The following is a 19,357-nucleotide window of genomic DNA, read 5'->3' on the forward strand; positions in this document are numbered from 1 at the left end:
AACGCGTGAGTATTTGGAGCGAGTTCGTCGGGCACGAAGCAGCCGTTGATGCCTTGCAGCGTGCCGCCGCGACCGTTGATCCGCTCGACGCCGCGATGACGCACTCCTGGCTCATCACAGGACCACCAGGATCGGGCCGTTCGAATCTGGCGTTCGCCTTCGCCGCTGCCCTGCTCAGCCCTCCGGATCATGTCGATGAGGCGACGATCACACAGGTGGAAGCGCGCACGCACCCCGATCTGGCGGTGCTCTCGACTGATGGCGTCATCATCAACATCGATAGCGCGCGCGAAGCCGTGAAGCGCAGCTATTACTCGCCTTCGGTCGGGCGCTACCGGGTGGTGGTCGTCGAGGACGCCGATCGGATGGTCGAGCGGACGAGCAACACGCTGCTGAAAGCGCTGGAAGAGCCGCCCGAGCGCACCGTGTGGATCTTGTGCGCGCCCAGTGAAGCCGATCTGCTCCCGACGATTCGCTCGCGCGTTCGCTCGGTGAATCTCACGGTTCCCGAGGTTTCAGCCGTTGCAAGGCTCCTTACCGAGCGCGATGGTGTCTCGCCGGAGCGCGCGCTCATCGCCGCGCAACTGGCGCAGAGCCACATCGGAATGGCGCGCAAACTCGCCACGAGTGACGAGGCTTGGAACCGCAGGGCAAAAAGCCTCGAGATCGTGCTGCAAATTCAGACCGTTGGGGCAGCCGTGCTCGCGGCTGCTGCCCTGATCGACATCGCCTCTGCAGACGCCGAAGCGTTCACTGCCGAGCGAGACGACGAAGAGCGCGCTGAAGTCCTTCGGCAGCTCGGGATCGCTCCCGGAGCCGCAGTGCCGCCAGCAATGCGTTCGCATATTCGAGCGCTCGAAGAAGGCCAGAAGAATCGCGCGAAGCGTGGCCTCCGCGATGGAGTCGATCGAATCCTCGTGGACCTGATGTCGCTGTTCCGCGATGTGATCGTGCTGCAGCTCGACGATGAGGCGGAGCTGGTCAATTCGCACATCGCAGGGCAGGTCCGAGATCTCTCCGAGTCGATGCGGCCCGAAGAGACGATCGCGATGCTCGATCGGATCACGCACGCCCGGGCTCGAATCGCACGCAACGTTCCGCCACTGCTTGCACTCGAGGCGATGCTGGTCCGATTGGCCACCCGCGGAAGCACGCTCGTCTGAAAACATCCAGCAAACCTCCGGGGTCGAAGTCTTCGCAGCCCCGTAGGCTTGGAGTCGCTGAAAGGAACCACATGAAGCCATCGACTCGACGGATGTCGCTCATCGGCGTTGCCGCGATCGCAACACTGCTGCTCTCCGCCTGCATCCCGCCGCCATCGTTCTTCTCTCTGCCAGGCAGCAACTCGGGAAGCTCCGGCGGTTCAAGCGGTGGGGGCTCCTCCGCAGGCGACGGCAACAGCGTGTACCCGCACGGTCCAAGCGGTGACTTTCCGAGCGCCGATGTCGAGTCGTTCTACACGCAGGACGTCGACTGGCAGGAATGTCTCGGTTCGAAGATCTGTGGCACCGTCGAAGCGCCCATGGACTGGTTCAACCCGGACGACCACGAGCCGATCACGGTGAGCATGGTGATTCGTCCCGCTGACGGTGAGCGTTACGGCGCGCTGCTCTACAACCCGGGCGGCCCGGGCGGTTCCGGCTTCGAATACATCTCCCAGTACGCCGAGTACCTGATCCCCGCCGATGTGCTCGAACACTACGACGTCGTCGGGTTCGACCCTCGCGGCGTTGGCGAGTCTTCTCCGGTGAGTTGCTACGACGACCCCGAATACTTCAAGGACTGGCTCTACGACATCCCGTCCGGCGAGCAGCCGGAGTTCTTGAGCGACGATTGGTTCGAAGACGCAGCTGCGGCCGGAGAAGAGTTCGGTCAGCAGTGCCTCGAGCACACGGGTGATCTCCTCGGCTTCGTCGGCACAGAGCAGGCAGCGAGCGACATGGACCTGATCCGAGCGCTCGTCGGTGAAGAGCAGCTCAACTATCTCGGTGTTTCATACGGAACGCTTCTCGGGGCGACTTATGCAGAGTTGTTCACCGACAAGGTCGGTCGCTTCGTCCTCGACGCAGCAGTCGCGCCGACCACGACGGACTCTGAGATGTCGCTCTTCCAAGCGAAAGGCTTCGAAGGAGCGCTGACCGCGTATCTCGAGTCCTGCCTCAATGGCTCCAAATGCCCCTTCGACGGCTCCGTGGAGGACGCATCGAAGGACGTCCGCGCACTCCTCGACGAGGTTGCGGAGAAGCCGCTGAAGGTCGCGGACGGGCGTCAGCTCGGCTCGAGCACCCTTTTCACGGCAATCGCGTACAACCTCTACTCGTCGTCATCGTGGTCGACGCTCAGCGAGGTCTTCCAAACCGTCATGGACGGCAGCGGCGAGTTCGCGATGCAGAACGCGGACCAGTACAACGGTTTGAACCCGGACGGCACCTTCGCGGACAATTCCTCCGAAGCATTCATGGCGATCAACTGCCTCGACTATCCGGCGGAGCGATCGCGAGACCAGGTTCGTCAGGACGCTGAAGAGTTGCAAGAGGTTGCGCCGATCTTCGGACAGGACTTCGCCGGTGGTGGCATCTGCGGTTCATGGCCGTTCGAATCGACGCGCGAGCCGCACGAGATCAACGCGCCGGGGGCGAACCAGATCATCGTGATCGGTGGCACGAACGATCCGGCCACGCCATACGAATGGTCGGTCAAGACCGCTGACATGCTCGACAGCGGCGTGCTCATCACCGTCGAGGCCGAGGGGCACGGCCAGTACAACAGTGGCAATGCCTGTGTCGATCAGCCGGTGACCGACTACTTCTTGAATGGCACAGAGCTCTCCGGCGACCTCGACTGCTGAGTGAGGCGCTCGTGATCGAAGCAGGGCACGCACAATTGCGTGCCCTGCTTCGTCTCTGGATGCAGCGGTTCCACTGAGAAGCACCAAAGACTGCAATATTGCAGAATGTGCAAGAATATAGCCGTGGATGTTGGACTTCGAGAACGCAAGCGATTGGCGACGCGCCGCGCAATTCAGTGGGCAGGCTTAGAAATCGCGAAAGAGGATGGCCTCGACCGTGCGACGGTCGATGCGATCGCTGAGCGCGCGAACATCAGTCCGAGGACGTTCTTCAACTACTTTCCGACCCGAGACGCCTCACTCATCGGCGAGATTCCTGGAACGCCAAGTCGCGAGGAGCTCGGGCTCGACGCCTCGGACTCGATCATCGAGCGCTTGCTCGAGTACATCATTCAGGCGATGAGTCCCAGCGCGCCCGACCGGGAGTTGTCGAGGCTTCGTCGCGAGGTGCTGCGCTCGTATCCGGTCTTGTTCGCGCAGCGAATGGTGCAGATGCAGGAGATCGAACTCACGCTCGCAGGGCTCGTCGCCGAGCACATGATCGACAGTGGCGAAGCGGATGGCCCGGAATTGCGCCACAAAGCACACTTGACGGCGCTCATGGCGACTGCTGCAGCGCGTTCGGCTTGGTTCCGTTGGGCGGCTTCTGAAGAGACCCCGGAGGAGTACACGGAGGACATTCGTGCGTCGTTCGCGATGCTGGGTGAGATCGTCAGTTCGTAAAATCTGGTGAACATCCGGTAGTATCGACGTTCGTGCCTCGGCACACGCCACCTTAGCTCAGTCGGCAGAGCGATTCACTCGTAATGAATAGGTCACCAGTTCGATTCTGGTAGGTGGCTCCAAAAGAAATCAACAGAGTCGGAGCCTCGTGCTCCGGCTCTTTTTTGTTTCTCGCGCCCCGCTGTGCAGTTCTGAATCAGCCTGATCCGCTGCGCGCGCCGGGTGCCGGGGTCCCGTGAAGGTTCGAGTTGTCGCATGCCGCAGCAAGGTGCATAATCAAACTAGTACACCGAGTAAACTAAATCGAGTGAGCCGTTCAGGGTCACAATCCTCGAGATACAGAGAGACGGGCATGACAAAAGCGCTGTTGATTGTCGACGTTCAGAATGACTTCACCGAAGGTGGGGCGCTCGCAACGACTGGTGGCGCTGCCGTGGCCGCCGCGATCACCGAATTCGTTCAGTCGACCGCAGGCGACTACTCGCTCGTGATCGCAAGCCGTGACTGGCATGACGCCGAGAACTCGAACGGCGGGCACTTCGCCGATGACGCCCCCGACTTCGTCGAGACCTGGCCCGTGCACTGCGTCGCGGACACCGCGGGCGCCGAGTACCACCCGGAACTCGATGTCACGCTCGTTGACGTCCACATTGAAAAAGGTCAGGGTCGGCCCGCCTATTCTGCGTTCGAAGGCACAACGCGAGACGAGGAGACGCTCACCGAGATCCTCGGCGAGCAGGGAGTCACCGAGCTTGACATCGTCGGCATTGCCACCGACTACTGCGTGAAGGCCAGCGCGCTCGACGCGGCTCGGCTCGGGCTGCAGGTGCGCGTTTTCGATGAGCTGACCAGTGCCGTCGCGGCCGAATCGCGAGCAACGGCGATCACCGAAATGCAGGCCGAAGGTATTGAGGTCGTGCGCGCAGAACCCAGCGCATCGTGAGCACGAAGACCCGTCCACGCGGTGGCGTACGAGCGATCCGAATCCTCCTCCCCGCGCTCCTGATTGTCGCCTGGTTCGCAGTCGGTTCCTTCGGCGGAATGTCGTTTGGCACCCTCTCGAAAGTGGTCGAGAACGACCAGGCGGCATTCCTGCCCGCCAGTGCAGAAGCCACGAAGGTGCAGGAACTCCTTCCTGATTTTCTGGGTGATGAGGGAATCCCCGCGATCATCGTGATGAGCGGCGACGAAGCGCTCTCCGAAGCGACCATCGCTGACCTCGACGAACTCTTGACGCAAATTGGCGATGTCGAGGGTGTCGACGAAGTTTCGCCGCTCATTCCGAGTGAGGATGAGGTGGCGGTCCAAGCGGTCGCGATCATCACTGATGATTCACCACGTCCCGTGGTCGAGGCGATTCGCGCAATCCTGCAAGATGTTCCGAATGGCATCGAGGCTGCGGTCACCGGTCCGGCTGGTTTCACGACCGACCTCGCTGAAGCGTTCTCGGGAATCGACGGCATCCTGCTGCTCGTGGCGATCGCTGCAGTCTTCGTGATCCTCGTGATCGTCTACCGATCGCCGCTCCTGCCGATCCTGGTGCTCCTGACAAGCGTGTTCGCCCTCTGTGCGGCAATTCTCCTCGTTTCCTCGCTCGCGGGGGCGGGGGTCATCCAGATCAGCGGGCAGACCCAGGGCATCTTGTTCATCCTCGTCATCGGTGCCGCCACTGACTACGGTCTGCTGTACGTCGCGCGGTATCGAGAAGAACTCGCGAACTTCGAGAGCCGATGGGACGCCACGAAAGCGTCGATCCGCGGTGTCATCGAGCCGATTCTCGCCTCTGGTGGCACGGTGATCGCTGGTCTGCTCTGCCTACTGCTCTCGGACCTGAACTCGAACCGATCCCTCGGCCCTGTTGCCGCGCTCGGAATCGTCTGCGCCATCGTGGCGGGCCTCACCCTGCTTCCGGCGCTGTTGCTGGCGTTTGGCAAGGTCGCATACTGGCCGCGCAAGGTCGTCAAGGCCTCTGAGGCCTCGCACGGCATCTGGACGAAGGTCGCGAAGCTTGTCGACCGTCGGCGATCCGTCGTCTGGATCACGACGACGGCACTCCTTGGCGCAGGAGCCGTCGGCCTCGTCGCGCTCCAACCCGACGGTGTGCCGACGAGCGAGTTCGTGACGACCGCCTCGGAGTCTCGCGACGGGCAGGCTTTGCTCGCGGAGCACTTCCCAGCCGGTGCAGGATCACCCGCCTACGTCACGGTGCCCGAAGATGAACTCGATGCCGCTGCAGAGCTCACGCTCGCGAACGACGGTGTGGAGTCGGTTTCGGTGACCGCGGCCGATTCGCCGAGCGGAACCCTGCCGTACCCGCTCGAGGCGCAGCCTCCGGGCTCCCCATTTGCCGATGTCGAACCAACCGTCGCAAACGGCGAGGTGCTGTTGCAGGTCACTCTTTCGGATGCGCCCGACTCTGATGCGGCGCAGGAGACGATTCGCGACTTGCGAGCGGAGCTTCACTCGGAGGTCCCTGATGCGCTCGTCGGTGGCACCACTGCGGTCTCACTCGACACGAAGGACACGTCGATCCGGGACCGGAACCTGATCATTCCGATCATCCTCGTCGTGATTCTCGGCATTCTCATGCTGCTGCTTCGAGCGATCATCGCGCCGATCATCCTGATCCTGACCACCGTCCTGTCCTTCGCGACCGCGCTCGGGCTCGGTGCGCTCATCCTGCAAGCGCTCGGCAAGAGCGCGATGGACCCCTCGGTGCCGTTGTTCTCCTTCGTATTCCTCGTGGCGCTCGGCATCGACTACAACATCTTCTTGATGACTCGTGTCCGCGAAGAAACGGTCAAGCACGGACATCACGAGGGGATTCGTCGCGGGCTCACGGTCACCGGTGGAGTGATCACGAGCGCAGGTGTTGTGCTCGCTGCGACCTTCGCTGCACTCGGAGTGATCCCGATTCTGTTCCTGCTGCAACTGGCGATCATCGTGTCGCTCGGTGTGCTCATCGACACGATCATCGTTCGATCGCTCCAGGTGCCTGCGATTGCGCACGTCGTCGGGCCCTTCATGTGGTGGCCGTCGAAGCTCAGGAAGCGTCAGTAGCGTCAGACGCTGGCGCTACGATTGCTTCACCTCGATCCAACGAAGGAGATCCCATGACGCAATCGCGTGAGCAAGAACTCATCGCCTCGATTCCGAACAAGCTGTACATCAACGGCAAGTGGGTCGCGGGGGAGCAGGGCACGATCGACGTCAGTGACCCTGCGACCGGCAAGGCGTTGTGTCAGATCGCTGATGGGTCCGTCGCTGACGGTCTGCGGGCGCTCACGGCCGCCGATGAGGCGCAAAGCGACTGGGCCAAGACCCCGGCGCGCGAGCGCGGCGAGATTCTTCGGCGAGCATTCGATCTCCTGCAGGAACGAAAAGAAGACTTTGCGTTGCTCATGACCCTCGAAATGGGCAAGCCGCTCGCCGAGTCGCGCGGCGAGGTCGCCTATGGCGGTGAGTTCCTCCGTTGGTTCAGTGAAGAGGCCGTGCGAATCGGGAGTCGCTACACCCCAACGCCCGAGGGCACGGGGCAGATGATCGTGACGCATCGACCCGTCGGCCCGTGCTACCTCATCACCCCGTGGAACTTCCCGCTCGCGATGGCGACCCGCAAGATCGCGCCTGCACTTGCCGCCGGCTGCACTGCGGTCGTGAAGCCCGCAACACTCACCCCGCTGACCACACTCGCGTTCGTACAGTTGCTCGAAGACGCTGGTCTTCCTGCCGGCGTCGTCAACGTGGTGACGACAACGTCGACGGGCGAGGTCTCGGATGCGCTCATCGCCGACTCGCGTCTCCGGAAGATCAGCTTCACGGGTTCGACCCCGGTGGGCGTCTCGCTCCTCGAGAAGGCCGCGAAGAACGTGCTGAAGACCTCGATGGAGCTCGGTGGCAACGCCCCCTTCGTGGTGTTTGACGACGCGGACATCGACAAGGCAGTGGAGGGCGCGATGCTGGCGAAGTTCCGCAACATCGGTCAGGCCTGCACCGCTGCCAACCGTTTCATCGTGCAGGAGAGCATCGCGGACACCTTCGTTGAGAAGCTCGCGGCTCGAGTTCGTGACCTGCCGATCGGGCGGGGCACCGAAGACGACGTCAAGATCGGTCCACTCATCAACGACAAGGCAGTCGATAACAGCTCGAGACTCGTTGAGGAGGCCGTCGCTGACGGCGCAACGCTCGTGACCGGCGGGAAGGCGGTCGAGGGCGAAGGCAGCTTCTTCGAGCCGACCGTGCTCGACGCCGTCACGCCGAAGATGTCGGTCAGCGTGGAGGAGATCTTCGCGCCGGTGATCGCCGTGCAACGCTTCAGCGACGAGGAAGACGCGATCCGACTTGCGAACGCAACGGAGTACGGACTCGTCGGCTACGTCTTCACGAGCGACGCACAGCGAGGTCAGCGCATGATCAGTGAGATCGACACGGGCATGATGGGTCTCAACGTCGGCGTGGTCTCCAACGCTGCTGGCCCATTCGGCGGCGTGAAGCAGTCGGGTCTTGGGCGAGAGGGCGGTCTCGAGGGGATCTACGAGTATCTCGAAACGAAGTACACGCTCATGCCGAACCCCTTCGCTTAGCTCCGTCGCTCAGCTCCGTCGCTTAGCCCCGTCGGTCCAATCCCGGTTGGCCCTGTCGGTGCAACCGCGGACAAGACGAAGGCCCGCGCATTTGCGCGGGCCTTCGTCGTTGCTGGTCCTTTACACTCCTGCTGCCGCTTCGTCTTCAGGGACGAGAAGCTGCGTCGCCGCGAGGGCTCGATACAGCGGAACGGTCTGGATGAGTTCTTCGTGCGTGCCGACGCCTTTGATCTCGCCGCCATCGATCACGATGATGCGGTCGCTGTCGATCACGGTCGACAGGCGGTGCGCGATCACGAGCAGCGTGCGGTCTTCGGAGGCTCGGCGAATTGCATCGCCGAGCAACTGCTCGTTCGTGCCGTCGAGACTCGAGGTCGATTCGTCGAGAAGGAGCAGCGGTGGCCCTGCGAGCAGTGCGCGGGCAATCGCGAGCCGTTGACGCTCGCCGCCGGAGAGCATAACGCCGCCCTCGCCGACCTGTGCGGAGAGCCCGAGCTCGTTGCGTGTCACAAGCGCAGCGAGGTTGACCTCGTCGAGGACTCGGAGGCAGTCCTCGTCGCTCGCATCCGGGGCGCCGAGGACGAGGTTCTCTCGAATCGTTCCCGCGAGCACCGAGGCATCTTGTTCGACGTACCCGATACCCGCGCGAAGGCCTGCCCGCGAGACGTCAGCGATGTCGGTGCCGTGGATGCGCACGGTCCCGCTCGAAGCGTCGTAGAAGCGTTCGATGAGCGCGAAGATGGTCGATTTGCCCGCACCGGAGGGGCCGACGAGTGCGGTACGTGAGCCTCGCTCGACCGTGAAGCTGATCTCCTGCAGGATCGGCTTCTGCTGCACGGTTTCGTGCGGTGATTCTTCTGATTTCGCGCGGACGACTGCATCCGGGTAGCGGAATGACACCCCGGAGAACTCGATCGCGGGCACTCCTGCGGTCGCGACCACGGTGTCTTGGCGTGGAGCATCGTTGTGCGATTCGGAGGGGAGATTGATGATCTCCTGGATCCGCCCGAGCGCGCCGAGCGCTTGGTTGACGGCCATGATCGCGCCGATCGCTTGACCCAGCGGCATGATCATCAGGAAGAGGAAGAGCAGGAAGGACACGAGCGATGCGATCGGGAGGTCACCGGAAGCAACCCGGAATCCGCCAACACCGAGCACCGTAATGAACGCAGCGTTCATGGCGATGCCTGCGATGGGAACGACGAGCGCGGAAATTCGCGCGACCTTGAGCCCGGCACCGTACGCTGCCGTGGAGTTCTCGTGGACGGTCGTGATCTCTCGCTCCGTGGCGTTGGCGGCGCGAACGGTTCGGACCGAGGAGATTGCTCGCTCAATCGATGAGGTGAGCGCTCCGACTCGTTCCTGCGCAACGAGGCTCGCCTTGCGGATCTTGCCCGAGAGCACGACGACGAGGGCGAGTGCGATTACGACGACCGCGAGAGTGAGCAGGAAGAGAATCGGGTCGATGATGAGCATCGCGACGATCGCTCCGACGAAGGTGAGTGTGCCGCCGATCGCTTCGACGAGGCCTTGCGTGAGGACTGCGCGGAGGAGGGTGGTGTCGCTGCCGACGCGGCTGACGAGGTCGCCGGTGCGACGCGCATCGAACTCGGCGATCGGCAGGTGCAGGATCTTTGCGACGAGTTGTTTGCGGCTGGAAAGGACGACTCCCTCTCCCATGCGCTGGAGAAGATAGTGCTGGAAGCCGGTTGCGAGACCGTTCGCGACGACGAGCGCAATGAGCGCGTACACGATGATCGTGAGCGGTTCGGCAGCTTCGACTCGAACGATGACCTGCTGCACGAGCACGGGCTGGAGCAGTGCAGTGATCGCTCCGAGCACGGAGAGGATCAGCGTGAGGACGAGCAGTCCTCGTCGTTCGAACAAGTAGGGGAGCAGCTGGCGGAAGCTCGCTCGGGGCCCTGCGTCTTTGGTCTGTTTGCGTTTGAGCACGCCGTTCGACACTGTTCTTACCGCTTTCCGTATTTCTTGTGCGCCGCTTGTCGTGTGATTCCGAGGGCGCTCGCAATTGCAGCCCAAGCGTATCCCTCGACTCGCGCGCGACGGACCAGTGCGGCTTCGCTCTGCTCGAGGGCGGTGCGCTGGGCGGCGCATTCTCGGAGTTCGCGAAGTGTTGGGGCGGAGTCGTCGCCAGCGTTTATGGTGCGCATGTGTCAATCATGATTGACAAATGGTTCGTGTGTCAATATGTGTTGACGCTTTCCGCTCAGCAAATGCTCGAAGGGCCGGACTTGTCTGAGCTCGGGAGTAAAGTGATCAATCGTGCCAACACCTGTCATCGCCGCCAAGGGACTCACCAAGAAATACGACGCGTTCACCGCGGTCGACGGGATCGATTTCGAGATCGCACCCGGCGAGGCCTTCGGTTTTCTCGGACCGAACGGTGCCGGTAAATCGACAACGATGCGCATGATCAGCGCGACCTCGACGCGAACGAGTGGAACCCTCGACGTCCTCGGCCTCGACGCCGAGCAGAACGGCCCGGCGATTCGCGCGCAACTCGGTATCGTCCCGCAAGCAGACAACCTCGATTCCGAGCTCCGAGTCTTCGACAATCTGGTCGTCTATGGTCGCTACTTCGGCCTCTCGCGAGCAGACTCGCGCGCCCGGGCTGAAGACCTCCTCGGTTTCGCGCAACTCGAAGAGAAGCGGACCGCAAAGGTCGACGGTCTCTCCGGTGGCATGAAGCGCCGGCTCACGATCGCTCGTGCGCTCATGAACACTCCGAAGATCATGTTGCTCGACGAGCCGACAACAGGTCTCGATCCGCAGGCGCGGCACGTGCTCTGGGATCGCCTCTTCCGACTCAAAGAAGAAGGCACGACGCTCGTGTTGACGACCCACTACATGGACGAAGCGGAACAGCTCTGCGACCGACTCGTCGTCGTCGACCAGGGGCGGATCGTCGCCGAGGGCTCGCCCGCGGCACTCATTCGCCAGTACTCGACCCGTGAGGTGCTCGAACTGCGCTTCGGCTCCTCCAGAAACGAAGAAGCCGCGAGCACCCTTCAGGGGCTCGGTGATCGGGTCGAGGTGCTCCCAGATCGCATCCTCGTCTACGCCGCCGATGGCGAAGCCGCGATGCACGAAGTCACTGCGCGGGGGCTCACCCCAATTACCTCGCTCGTTCGTCGTTCGAGTCTCGAAGACGTCTTCTTGCGGCTCACCGGCCGGAGCCTCATCGAATGACCATCCAACATCCTCTCCAGTCGGGCGGAACGAGCGCGGTCATCAAAGAAGCAAACCCTGGCGATCGCACCCGCCGATGGGGCTGGTGGTACATCGCGGAACATCGTGTGCGCCAGATGCGTTCCTACGTCGGCTCGTTCTTCATCATCGGCTTCGGCAGCCCAGTGTTGTATCTGCTCGGCCTGGGGGCAGGCTTGGCGCTGCTCGTCAACCAGCGTCAGGGTGCTGAATCGGTCGACGGCGTAGGCTACCTCACGTTCCTCGCCCCAGCGCTCCTCCTTTCTGGCTCGATGCTCGCTGCCTCGCAGGAGAACACCTACGGTGTCTTCGGTGGATTCAAGTGGAATCCGATCTTCGAGGCAATGAACTCCTCGCCGATCTCTCCGCGCCAGATCGTCGTGGGATTCACTCTCGGCACGCTGGCTCGCGTCGTTCCGGCGGCATCATTCTTCTTGATCGTGATGTACGCCTTTGGCATCGTGCACGGATTTGTGCCGATCCTGCTACTCGTGGTCGCAGCCCTCCTCGCGACGTCCGTCGGTCTGTGCGTCATGGCGTGGGTTGCGACGCAGCGCGACGACCGGGGGCAACTCTCGTTCATCGAACGCTTTCTCATCACGCCACTGACCCTGTTCAGCGGCACCTACTTTCCGCTCGACACGCTGCCAATCGGTTTGCAGTGGATTGGTTGGGTCTCGCCGCTCTGGCATGCGGTCGAACTCGGACGAGGTGTCGGCTACGGTGCGGAATCCGAGCTCTGGCTCACCGGGGTCCACATCGCGTATCTGCTGTTCCTTGCGGCGCTCGGGTTTCTGATCTCGTGCCGCGTGTTCGCGAAGAGGCTCGACAAATGACCTCAACGATGCGCCCCTCACCACCTCCGCGCCACAGCGGAGGATTGTCCGCGGTCTACGCCGGCAACTCCCGCTCGGTCGTGCGCCGCGGGCTCACGGTCATCGCAAAGACGAACTGGCTGATCGTCCTCACTGGGTTCTTCGAGCCTGTGTTCTACCTGCTGTCGATGGGGCTCGGGCTCGGTGCTCTGATCGGTGCGGTCGAGTTCCAGGGCGAGGAAATTCCCTACGCTGCATACATCGCTCCGGCGCTGATGGCAGTGAGCGCGATGAACGGTGCCGTCTACGACTCGACGATGAACGTCTTCTTCAAGATGCACTATGCAAAGCTCTACGAGAGCATGCTCTCGACCTCGCTCGGACCGCTCGACGTCGCGCTCGGTGAGATCGTCCTGGCGCTGTTCCGCGGCCTCCTGTATGCGACCGGGTTCCTGTGCGTGACGACGATCATGGGCCTCAACCTGGCCTGGACCGCGCTCCTGGCGGTGCCTGCTGCGCTGCTCATTGCGTTCGGGTTCGCCTCGTTCGGCATGGCAATCACGAGCTACATGAAGACGTTCCAGCACCTCGATTTCGTTGGCTTCGTCATGATGCCGATGTTCCTGCTGTCCGCGACCTTCTTCCCGATCACGGTTTATCCAGAGGCGGTGCAGTGGTTCATCATGGCGATGCCGCTGTGGCACGGAGTCGACATGATCAGAATGCTCACCACCGGGCTGATCGGCCCCGAGATCCTGATCCACATCCTCTACTTCATGATCATGATCGTGGTTGGTCTCGTGTTCACGACGAAGCGTCTCCGGAAACTGTTCCTGCGCTGAGCCTGAGCATCGCCTGAGGCGCAGCGGGAGCGATGTCCGTACCCAAGTGCGCCCCGAACACACAAGTACCCGCACGAGCCGTGAGGGCCGGTGCGGGTACTCGTTCGAAACGCGGCGAGCTACTGGCTACGAATGGCGCGAAGGGCGAGCGCGGTCGTCACGGCTGCTTCAGCTGCTTCGCGGCCCTTGTCTTCCTTGGAGCCTTCGAATCCGGCTCGGTCGATGCCCTGCTGCTCGTTGTCGAGCGTGAGTACGCCGAAGCCGACGGGCTTGCCGGTGGCGATGGTGACCTGGGTGAGGCCGGAGGTCGCGGCATCAGACACGTATTCGAAGTGCGGCGTGCCACCACGAATGATGACACCGAGCGCCACCGCCGCATCAGCACCGGCTTCGAGCGCTGCCTGCGAGACGACGGGAAGTTCGAATGATCCAGGGACCGGGTATTCGACGATGGTTGCACCGAACTCTTCGAGCGCGCGTCGGGCGCCTTCGAGCAGTCCGGTCGCGATCGTGTCGTGCCAGGATCCGTGGACGATTGCAATGGTGAGTTCGCGCGCATCGAGCTGCGCGGACTGAGGGGCGCCTTCTCCGGCCATGATGTACTCCTTCGTTCGCCGATGTTCGGCGGTGGGGTTCGGTGAAACGTTATTCGGGGCGAGGTGACGACACCGGCATGATGTGGCCCATGCGGTCGCGCTTGGTCGCAAGATACCCGTTGTTGAAATCGCCCGAGCCCACCAGGAGCGGCTCGAGCGCGTCGACGGTGATGCCGAAGGACTCCAGCCCTTCCGCTTTCTGCGGGTTGTTCGTGAGGAGCCGGATGTTGGAGAGCCCCTGGTGGTTCAAGATCGCTGCCGCGGCACCGTATTCACGAGCATCCGCCGGGAGACCGAGTGCGAGGTTCGCGTCGAGGGTGTCGAGTCCGTCTTCCTGCATCCGGTACGCGCGCAGCTTGTTGACGAGCCCGATTCCTCGGCCCTCGTGCCCACGGAGGTAGATGACGACGCCGGAACCTTCCATCTGGATTCGTTCGAGTGCTGCGTCGAGTTGCGGCCCGCATTCGCACTTGAGCGAGTGGAACGCTTCACCAGTGAGGCACTCAGAGTGCACGCGAACGAGGGCTCCGTTGCTCAGCACATCGCCCGCGATGATCGCGACGTGATCTGCGCCGGTCTGGCGGTCGCGATACGCGTGCATCCTGAAGTTGCCGTGGCTCGTCGGAACCGTCGTGCCGACCTCGAACGTGACTCGCTCTTCGAAGGGGGCGGGCACGCTCTCGAGCTGCTCCTCTGGAACGGTTTCGAGGTGTCGGATGAGGTCTTCGATCGTGATGACCGGGAGCTCGTGCTCGGCGCCGAACGCGAGGAGCGATGGCAGACGCATCATTTCGCCGGAATCCTCGACGAGTTCGCCGATCACTCCCGCCAGCGGCAGTCCCGCAAGTCGCATGAGGTCGATGGTCGCTTCGGTGTGTCCGGCGCGGTCGCGAACACCGCCGTCGACGGCTCGCAACGGCACGATGTGGCCCGGTCGGCGAAGGTCACTGGCGACCGCATCGGCATTCGCGAGAGCACGGAGCGTGTGTGCGCGGTCGTCGGCGCTGATCCCGGTACCGTTACGGTCTGCTGCGTCGACTGTGATCGTGTAGGCGGTGTTCCGAGTGTCCTCGCTGTGCTCGACCATCAGGGGGAGAGCGAGGCGGTCTGCGGCTTCGTTCGTGATCGGAGCGCACAGGTAGCCGCTCGTGTAGCGGACGAGAAAGGCAATGCTGCTCTGCGTCGCGAGGGCTGCGCTCATGACGAGATCGCCCTCGTTCTCACGCCCTTCGTCGTCGACGACGACGATGGGTTTTCCAGCGCGAAGCGCGTCGAGCGCTTCAGAAATACGGGACAGGCTCACTTGGTGCCTCCTCTTGTGAATTCGGCCATGCGAGCAATGTGCCGCGCGACCATGTCGGTTTCGAGGTTTGCTCGGCTCCCGACGGTCTTTCGCCCGAGCGTCGTTCGCTCGAGCGTTTCCGGAATGAGTGAAACTTCGAACCACTGTTCGTGCTCTGCTGCGTCGCTGAGGTCGCTCACGGTGAGCGAAACTCCGTCGACGGTGATCGAGCCCTTGCGAACGAGGAGCGGTGCCAGCTCGGAGTCGATCGCGAAGCGCAGCACCTTCCAATCGGTCTCGTCGCGAATCTCGATCACTCGCGTAACGCCGTCGACGTGACCCTGCACGATGTGGCCGCCGAGACGATGTCCGAGTGCTGCCGCACGTTCCAGATTCACACGATCGCCGACCGCGATTCCGGCGAGCGTCGACATCTCGATCGACACGCCCATGACGAACGCAGAGAAGTGCTCCTGATCGTTCTCGGTCACGGTGAGGCACAAGCCGTTGACGGCGATCGAGTCGCCGAGCTGTGCATCGCTCACCGCAATGGGCCCATGGATCTGGAGCGTGGCGGAGTCGCCGTCGTGCTCCCAGCGCGTGACCGTGCCGAGTTCCTCGATGATTCCCGTGAACATGTGCTTACTTCTTTCTCGGATGAGCGGCGATGAAGAAGTCCTCGCCGATTCGCTCGAGCGTTGCAATGCTCAAGCGGAGTTGCTGTGTGATGGTGGAGACACCGAGGTCGCCGAGCGCGAGGCGCTCGCCGCCGAGCAGGGTCGGTGCGATGTAGATGTGGAGCGAATCCACGAAGCCTGCCTGCAGGAACGCGCTCGCAAGTGTCGGACCGCCCTCGATGTAGAGCGAATGGATGCCCGCTTCGGTGAGCTCGCGAAGGCTCTGCGCAAGGTCGTGGTCGTCCCTGTTCGCGAGCAGCAGTCGCTCAGGATGTTGGCGCAGTCGCGCGGACGAGGGGATCTCGCGGCGACCGAAGGCCACCGGGATCGGCTGACGTGCACCGGGGGTTCGAGCGGTGAGGGAGGGGTCGTCAGCAAGGATCGTCCCGGTCCCGACGCCGATCGCGTGATGCGCTGCTCGCTGCTCGTGCACGTGCGCGCGAGCAGCATCGCCGGTGATCCACTGGCTCGAACCGTCGTTCGCGGCGGCGCGACCGTCAAGGCTCTGCGCCCACTTCACGGTGATGCGGGGACGCCCTGTGGTCTGGACGAACAGCCAATCTGCGATGAGTGCGGTTGCGGCCTCGCGCTCGACGCCACCGACAACGGCAACGCCAGCGTCGCGCAGGAGCGCCGCCCCGCCGGAGGAGTGCTCACCAGAATCGGTCACGGCGTAGACGACCCGGGCGACTCCTGCAGCAATGAGTGCTTTCGCGCAGGGCCCGGTGCGACCGGTGTGCGCGCAAGGTTCGAGGGTGACAACGGCCGTTGCGCCTGCGGCAGCGCCAGGGGCGAGCTGCGACAAGGCCATGACTTCGGCGTGATCCGTGCCAGCGCCCTGGTGCCAGCCCGCGCTGAGTTCGGTGCCGTCTGCGGCAAGGATCACGCAGCCGACCTGCGGGTTGACGTCGCGTTCCGGACCACGCTGGGCAAGCGTGATCGCGCGACGCATTGCGGCATGTTCCGCAGTGGTCCCGTCGTGCATCGACTCCCTTTCGACTCTGCGCTCATGGTTGAGCGCAGGCGCACCGGGGTCGACGGCGCACGAGTACGCCGATGTGCATCCTCCCATCCGGACTTTTACCGTCGGTACTGGAATCTCACCAGTTCAACAACGACCCGAATTGCGGTCGCTGCTCGCGGACTTTCACCGCCGGCTCAGATTTACACTGACCCCGGAGCACATTTACTTCTTGAGAGCCTATAACTCGGCGCCTAGGGAAGTCATTCCCATTGCGAACTATTTCGCCTGCAGCGTTCCGAACGGGCTGCTGGATTAGCCTAGGCTCAGCGCTCGGGTGTTGGCCATTCGAGGACGGGATGCGCGAATGGCGCGCCGTTCGATCGGCTGGCGAACCACGAAACCGGGTTCGGTGCGCGCTCGGTGACTTTGCCCTGACGCGTCCCGTGGTAGCTGAAGCCGGTACGGCGGGCAACGCCGAGCGATGCCCAGTTGCCGACGTGCGCTTCCCAGTAGACGAGGGGCATGCCTCGGACTCGGAACGCGTGATCGACGACCGCCTCGACCGCGCGAGTCATGACTCCGCGGCCTTCGGCGTCTTCCGTCAGCCAATAGCCGAGCTCGTGGGTGTGATTGCGCAAGCCGATCACACCGAGGAGATCGCCGTCCTCGGTCTCACGGATCGCCCACACCGTCTCTTCGTGCACATCGGCCCAGCCCTCTGGCACCCAGGTCTCGAGGAAGTACTTCGAGTCCTCGGAGGTGTACGGCCACGGGGTGGTCAAGAACTGTTCCGCGACGGGGCGTTGGCACGCGGCGGTGACACGGGGCGCATCGCTCGCGCGCACCGCGTTCAAGATCAGGCCGTCCTGGCGCAGCTCGACGAACTCGGTCATCGGAGCCCCATTGCGGTGTATGCGCGAGCGAGCGTGGCATCTGCCACGGCAGCAGCGCGCTCCGCGTTCGTGGCGAGGATCGCGTCGAGCGAGCCCGGGTCGTCGAGAAGTTCGAGCGTCTTCGTGCGGATGGGGTCGAGTTCTGCGATCACGGCGTCGGCGACGGCGGTCTTGAACGCTCCGTAGCCTCCTCCGTCGAACTCGGCTTCGAGTGCCGCGATCGGTTTTCCCGTGAACGAGGAGAGGATCGTGAGCAGGTTCGAGACGCCCGGCTTTTCTTCGCGGTCGAACCGGATCGAGCCCTCGGTGTCGGTCACTGCAGACTTGATCTTCTTCACGGTCTTCGAGGGTTCGTCGAGCAGCCAAATAAGGCCCTTGTCGGAGTCGGCAGACTTCGACATCTTCGAGACCGGGTTCTGCAGGTCGTAGATTCGCGCGGATTCCCGCTGGATCTTCGGCTCTGGAACAACGAAGGTCTTGCCGAAGCGAGTGTTGAAGCGGGCTGCGAGATCGCGCGTGAGCTCGATGTGCTGCTTCTGGTCATCGCCGACCGGCACGACGTTGGTGTCGTAGAGCAGAATGTCGGCCGCCATAAGGATCGGGTACGTGAAGAGCCCGACGCTTGCCGACTCCGCGCCGACCTTCGCGCTCTTGTCCTTGAACTGCGTCATCCGCGAGGCCTCACCGAAGCCGGTCATCGTGCTCAGCACCCACGCCAGCTGCGCATGCGCTGCGACGTGCGACTGGACGTAGAGGCAGGCAACTTCCGGGTTGATGCCGGCGGCGATGTACTGCGCTGCGAGTGTTCGCACCTGCGCGCGGAGAATTTTCGGGTCTTGCGGCACGGTGATTGCGTGCAGGTCGACGATGGAGACGAAGGAGTCGTAATCGTTCTGCAGGGTCTCCCACTGCTTGAGCGCGCCGATGTAGTTGCCGAGGTGCAAGCTCTCAGCGCTCGGCTGCATTCCGGAGTAAAGGCGGGGTTGGGTCATGGCGATGCTTTCTGCGCGAGCGGGTTGCCGCGCGGATGAAGTGTTAGAGGGAGTAGTCGGCGAGCACGGGCGCGTGATCGGACCATCGCTGGTCGTAAGCTGCCGCGCGATCGACCCGATAGTTGCTTGCGGTTGCTGCGAGCTCGGGCGAAGCGAGGTGATAGTCGATGCGCCAGCCCGTGTCGGTGTCGAACGCCTGGCCTCGCTGTGACCACCAACTGTAGGGGCCGGGCTCACCCGGGTGCGCGGCTCGACCGACATCGATCCATCCGTGACCGAGGCGTTCAGAGCCGTCGACCGTCTCGATCGTTGCTCCCTCTTCGCCGAGGAAGCCGTCGAAGAAGGTGCGCTCCTCGGGGAGGAAGCCGGCCTTCTTGCGATTGCCTCGCCAGTTCTTGATGTCGAGCTCGGTGTGGCCGACGTTGAGGTCGCCGGTGACCAGAGCAAACGGTGTGTGTGCTCGAAGCTCTGGGAGGCGAACGTTCATCGCGTTCAGGAACTTGTACTTCTCGATCTGCTTCGGGGTGTCCACCTCGCCCGAGTGGACATAGGTCGACACCACGGTCACGAGCTTGTCACCGACGGCAAAGTCGGCTTCGAGCCAACGCCCGTGCGAGTCGAAGTCATCGGCGCCGAGCGCGGTGCGGTGCGCGAGCGATGGTTCGCGGCTGATGATCGCAACCCCGGCGCGTCCCTTTGCGGTTGCTGCGTCATGCAGGATGTTCCAGCCCGGGAGCAGGCCTTCGACATCGGCGTCGGCGGCGCGAACCTCTTGGAGCGTGACGATGTCAACGCCGGAGGCCTCGAGCCATTCGCCCATGCCCTTTCGGAAGGCAGCGCGGATTCCGTTGACATTCACCGAGGCAATACGAAGCATGCGGCAATTCTACGCGGCACCTGCGACGCGGATTCGC

General features: G+C 63.1%; 18 protein-coding genes, 1 tRNA gene and 1 riboswitch. Of the genes, 10 read left to right on the top strand and 9 right to left on the bottom strand.

Annotated elements, in window-relative coordinates; all coding sequences use genetic code 11:
* Positions 1 to 5: 5 nt before the first annotated feature.
* The 7 genes from U2H20_RS10840 (at position 6) to U2H20_RS10870 (ending at position 8,154) form a co-directional block, all read left to right on the top strand.
* Positions 6 to 1,163 carry a DNA polymerase III subunit delta' gene (locus U2H20_RS10840; protein WP_430592291.1) on the top strand — a complete coding sequence of 386 codons (1,158 nt, stop codon included), beginning with the start codon at positions 6 to 8 and terminating at the stop codon, positions 1,161 to 1,163.
* A 71-nt stretch (positions 1,164 to 1,234) separates the two neighbouring features.
* Positions 1,235 to 2,848: an alpha/beta hydrolase gene (locus tag U2H20_RS10845; protein ID WP_430592292.1), complete on the top strand. Its 1,614-nt coding sequence runs from the start codon at positions 1,235 to 1,237 to the stop codon at positions 2,846 to 2,848.
* Positions 2,849 to 2,971: 123 nt separating this feature from the next.
* On the top strand, positions 2,972 to 3,571 hold the full coding sequence (locus U2H20_RS10850; protein ID WP_430592293.1) for a TetR family transcriptional regulator: 600 nt from the start codon (positions 2,972 to 2,974) through the stop codon (positions 3,569 to 3,571).
* A gap of 46 nt (positions 3,572 to 3,617) precedes the next feature.
* Positions 3,618 to 3,693, top strand: a tRNA-Thr gene (locus tag U2H20_RS10855).
* Positions 3,694 to 3,923: 230 nt separating this feature from the next.
* Positions 3,924 to 4,514 carry an isochorismatase family protein gene (locus tag U2H20_RS10860; RefSeq protein ID WP_430592294.1) on the top strand — a complete coding sequence of 197 codons (591 nt, stop codon included), beginning with the start codon at positions 3,924 to 3,926 and terminating at the stop codon, positions 4,512 to 4,514.
* Positions 4,511 to 6,631, top strand: a complete 2,121-nt coding sequence (locus U2H20_RS10865; protein WP_430592295.1) for an MMPL family transporter — start codon at positions 4,511 to 4,513, stop codon at positions 6,629 to 6,631. Before U2H20_RS10860 ends, U2H20_RS10865 begins: the two co-directional genes overlap by 4 nt.
* Before the next feature lie 53 nt (positions 6,632 to 6,684).
* Positions 6,685 to 8,154: an NAD-dependent succinate-semialdehyde dehydrogenase gene (locus U2H20_RS10870; RefSeq protein ID WP_430592296.1), complete on the top strand. Its 1,470-nt coding sequence runs from the start codon at positions 6,685 to 6,687 to the stop codon at positions 8,152 to 8,154.
* A gap of 120 nt (positions 8,155 to 8,274) precedes the next feature.
* On the opposite strand, the gene U2H20_RS10875 is transcribed toward U2H20_RS10870, so the two are convergent.
* Positions 8,275 to 10,107 (bottom strand): ABC transporter ATP-binding protein, encoded by a 1,833-nt coding sequence (locus tag U2H20_RS10875; RefSeq protein WP_430592297.1) that lies wholly within the window; start codon positions 10,105 to 10,107, stop codon positions 8,275 to 8,277.
* A gap of 17 nt (positions 10,108 to 10,124) precedes the next feature.
* Positions 10,125 to 10,325: an AsnC family protein gene (locus U2H20_RS10880; RefSeq protein ID WP_430592298.1), complete on the bottom strand. Its 201-nt coding sequence runs from the start codon at positions 10,323 to 10,325 to the stop codon at positions 10,125 to 10,127.
* Positions 10,326 to 10,437: 112 nt separating this feature from the next.
* Here U2H20_RS10880 and U2H20_RS10885 point away from each other — a divergent pair, with 112 nt between their 5' ends.
* The 3 genes from U2H20_RS10885 to U2H20_RS10895 are packed head-to-tail and all read left to right on the top strand — an operon-like array spanning position 10,438 to position 13,039.
* Positions 10,438 to 11,364: an ABC transporter ATP-binding protein gene (locus U2H20_RS10885; protein WP_430592299.1), complete on the top strand. Its 927-nt coding sequence runs from the start codon at positions 10,438 to 10,440 to the stop codon at positions 11,362 to 11,364.
* Entirely contained in the window at positions 11,361 to 12,218 is an 858-nt protein-coding gene (locus tag U2H20_RS10890) for an ABC transporter permease (protein WP_430592300.1), read from the top strand. The genes U2H20_RS10885 and U2H20_RS10890 overlap by 4 nt, the downstream gene beginning before the upstream one ends.
* Positions 12,215 to 13,039 carry an ABC transporter permease gene (locus U2H20_RS10895; protein WP_430592301.1) on the top strand — a complete coding sequence of 275 codons (825 nt, stop codon included), beginning with the start codon at positions 12,215 to 12,217 and terminating at the stop codon, positions 13,037 to 13,039. Before U2H20_RS10890 ends, U2H20_RS10895 begins: the two co-directional genes overlap by 4 nt.
* 119 nt (positions 13,040 to 13,158) lie before the next feature.
* On the opposite strand, the gene ribH is transcribed toward U2H20_RS10895, so the two are convergent.
* The 7 genes from ribH to U2H20_RS10930 all read right to left on the bottom strand — a co-directional run bounded on the left by ribH (position 13,159) and on the right by U2H20_RS10930 (position 19,320).
* Positions 13,159 to 13,635 (bottom strand): 6,7-dimethyl-8-ribityllumazine synthase, encoded by a 477-nt coding sequence (gene ribH, locus U2H20_RS10900; protein WP_430592302.1) that lies wholly within the window; start codon positions 13,633 to 13,635, stop codon positions 13,159 to 13,161.
* Between the two features lie 49 nt (positions 13,636 to 13,684).
* Positions 13,685 to 14,938 carry a 3,4-dihydroxy-2-butanone-4-phosphate synthase gene (gene ribB, locus U2H20_RS10905; protein ID WP_430592303.1) on the bottom strand — a complete coding sequence of 418 codons (1,254 nt, stop codon included), beginning with the start codon at positions 14,936 to 14,938 and terminating at the stop codon, positions 13,685 to 13,687.
* Positions 14,935 to 15,555 (bottom strand): riboflavin synthase, encoded by a 621-nt coding sequence (locus U2H20_RS10910; RefSeq protein ID WP_430592304.1) that lies wholly within the window; start codon positions 15,553 to 15,555, stop codon positions 14,935 to 14,937. The genes ribB and U2H20_RS10910 overlap by 4 nt, the downstream gene beginning before the upstream one ends.
* Before the next feature lie 4 nt (positions 15,556 to 15,559).
* On the bottom strand, positions 15,560 to 16,579 hold the full coding sequence (ribD, locus tag U2H20_RS10915) for a bifunctional diaminohydroxyphosphoribosylaminopyrimidine deaminase/5-amino-6-(5-phosphoribosylamino)uracil reductase RibD (protein ID WP_430592305.1): 1,020 nt from the start codon (positions 16,577 to 16,579) through the stop codon (positions 15,560 to 15,562).
* Between the two features lie 71 nt (positions 16,580 to 16,650).
* A riboswitch (FMN riboswitch) is annotated at positions 16,651 to 16,782 on the bottom strand.
* 99 nt (positions 16,783 to 16,881) lie between these two features.
* Positions 16,882 to 17,451, bottom strand: a complete 570-nt coding sequence (locus U2H20_RS10920) for a GNAT family N-acetyltransferase (protein WP_430592306.1) — start codon at positions 17,449 to 17,451, stop codon at positions 16,882 to 16,884.
* A complete protein-coding gene (trpS, locus tag U2H20_RS10925) occupies positions 17,448 to 18,443 on the bottom strand; it encodes a tryptophan--tRNA ligase (protein ID WP_430592307.1) in 996 nt (331 codons plus the stop codon). The genes U2H20_RS10920 and trpS overlap by 4 nt, the downstream gene beginning before the upstream one ends.
* 43 nt (positions 18,444 to 18,486) lie before the next feature.
* On the bottom strand, positions 18,487 to 19,320 hold the full coding sequence (locus tag U2H20_RS10930; RefSeq protein ID WP_430592308.1) for an exodeoxyribonuclease III: 834 nt from the start codon (positions 19,318 to 19,320) through the stop codon (positions 18,487 to 18,489).
* Between the last annotated feature and the right edge of the window lie 37 nt (positions 19,321 to 19,357).

Origin of the sequence: Humidisolicoccus flavus, assembly GCF_045689595.1 — a bacterium.
Lineage (GTDB): Bacteria > Actinomycetota > Actinomycetes > Actinomycetales > Microbacteriaceae > Humidisolicoccus > Humidisolicoccus flavus.

Coding starts and splice junctions, on each gene's coding strand:
- U2H20_RS10870 (WP_430592296.1), top strand. CDS start 6,685: ATGACGCAATCGCGTGAGCAAGAACTCATCGCCTCGATTCCGAACAAG.
- U2H20_RS10910 (WP_430592304.1), bottom strand. CDS start 15,555: ATGTTCACGGGAATCATCGAGGAACTCGGCACGGTCACGCGCTGGGAG.
- ribH (WP_430592302.1), bottom strand. CDS start 13,635: ATGGCCGGAGAAGGCGCCCCTCAGTCCGCGCAGCTCGATGCGCGCGAA.
- ribD (WP_430592305.1), bottom strand. CDS start 16,579: ATGCACGACGGGACCACTGCGGAACATGCCGCAATGCGTCGCGCGATC.
- U2H20_RS10890 (WP_430592300.1), top strand. CDS start 11,361: ATGACCATCCAACATCCTCTCCAGTCGGGCGGAACGAGCGCGGTCATC.
- trpS (WP_430592307.1), bottom strand. CDS start 18,443: ATGACCCAACCCCGCCTTTACTCCGGAATGCAGCCGAGCGCTGAGAGC.
- U2H20_RS10880 (WP_430592298.1), bottom strand. CDS start 10,325: ATGCGCACCATAAACGCTGGCGACGACTCCGCCCCAACACTTCGCGAA.
- U2H20_RS10845 (WP_430592292.1), top strand. CDS start 1,235: ATGAAGCCATCGACTCGACGGATGTCGCTCATCGGCGTTGCCGCGATC.
- U2H20_RS10860 (WP_430592294.1), top strand. CDS start 3,924: ATGACAAAAGCGCTGTTGATTGTCGACGTTCAGAATGACTTCACCGAA.
- U2H20_RS10920 (WP_430592306.1), bottom strand. CDS start 17,451: ATGACCGAGTTCGTCGAGCTGCGCCAGGACGGCCTGATCTTGAACGCG.
- U2H20_RS10930 (WP_430592308.1), bottom strand. CDS start 19,320: ATGCTTCGTATTGCCTCGGTGAATGTCAACGGAATCCGCGCTGCCTTC.
- U2H20_RS10895 (WP_430592301.1), top strand. CDS start 12,215: ATGACCTCAACGATGCGCCCCTCACCACCTCCGCGCCACAGCGGAGGA.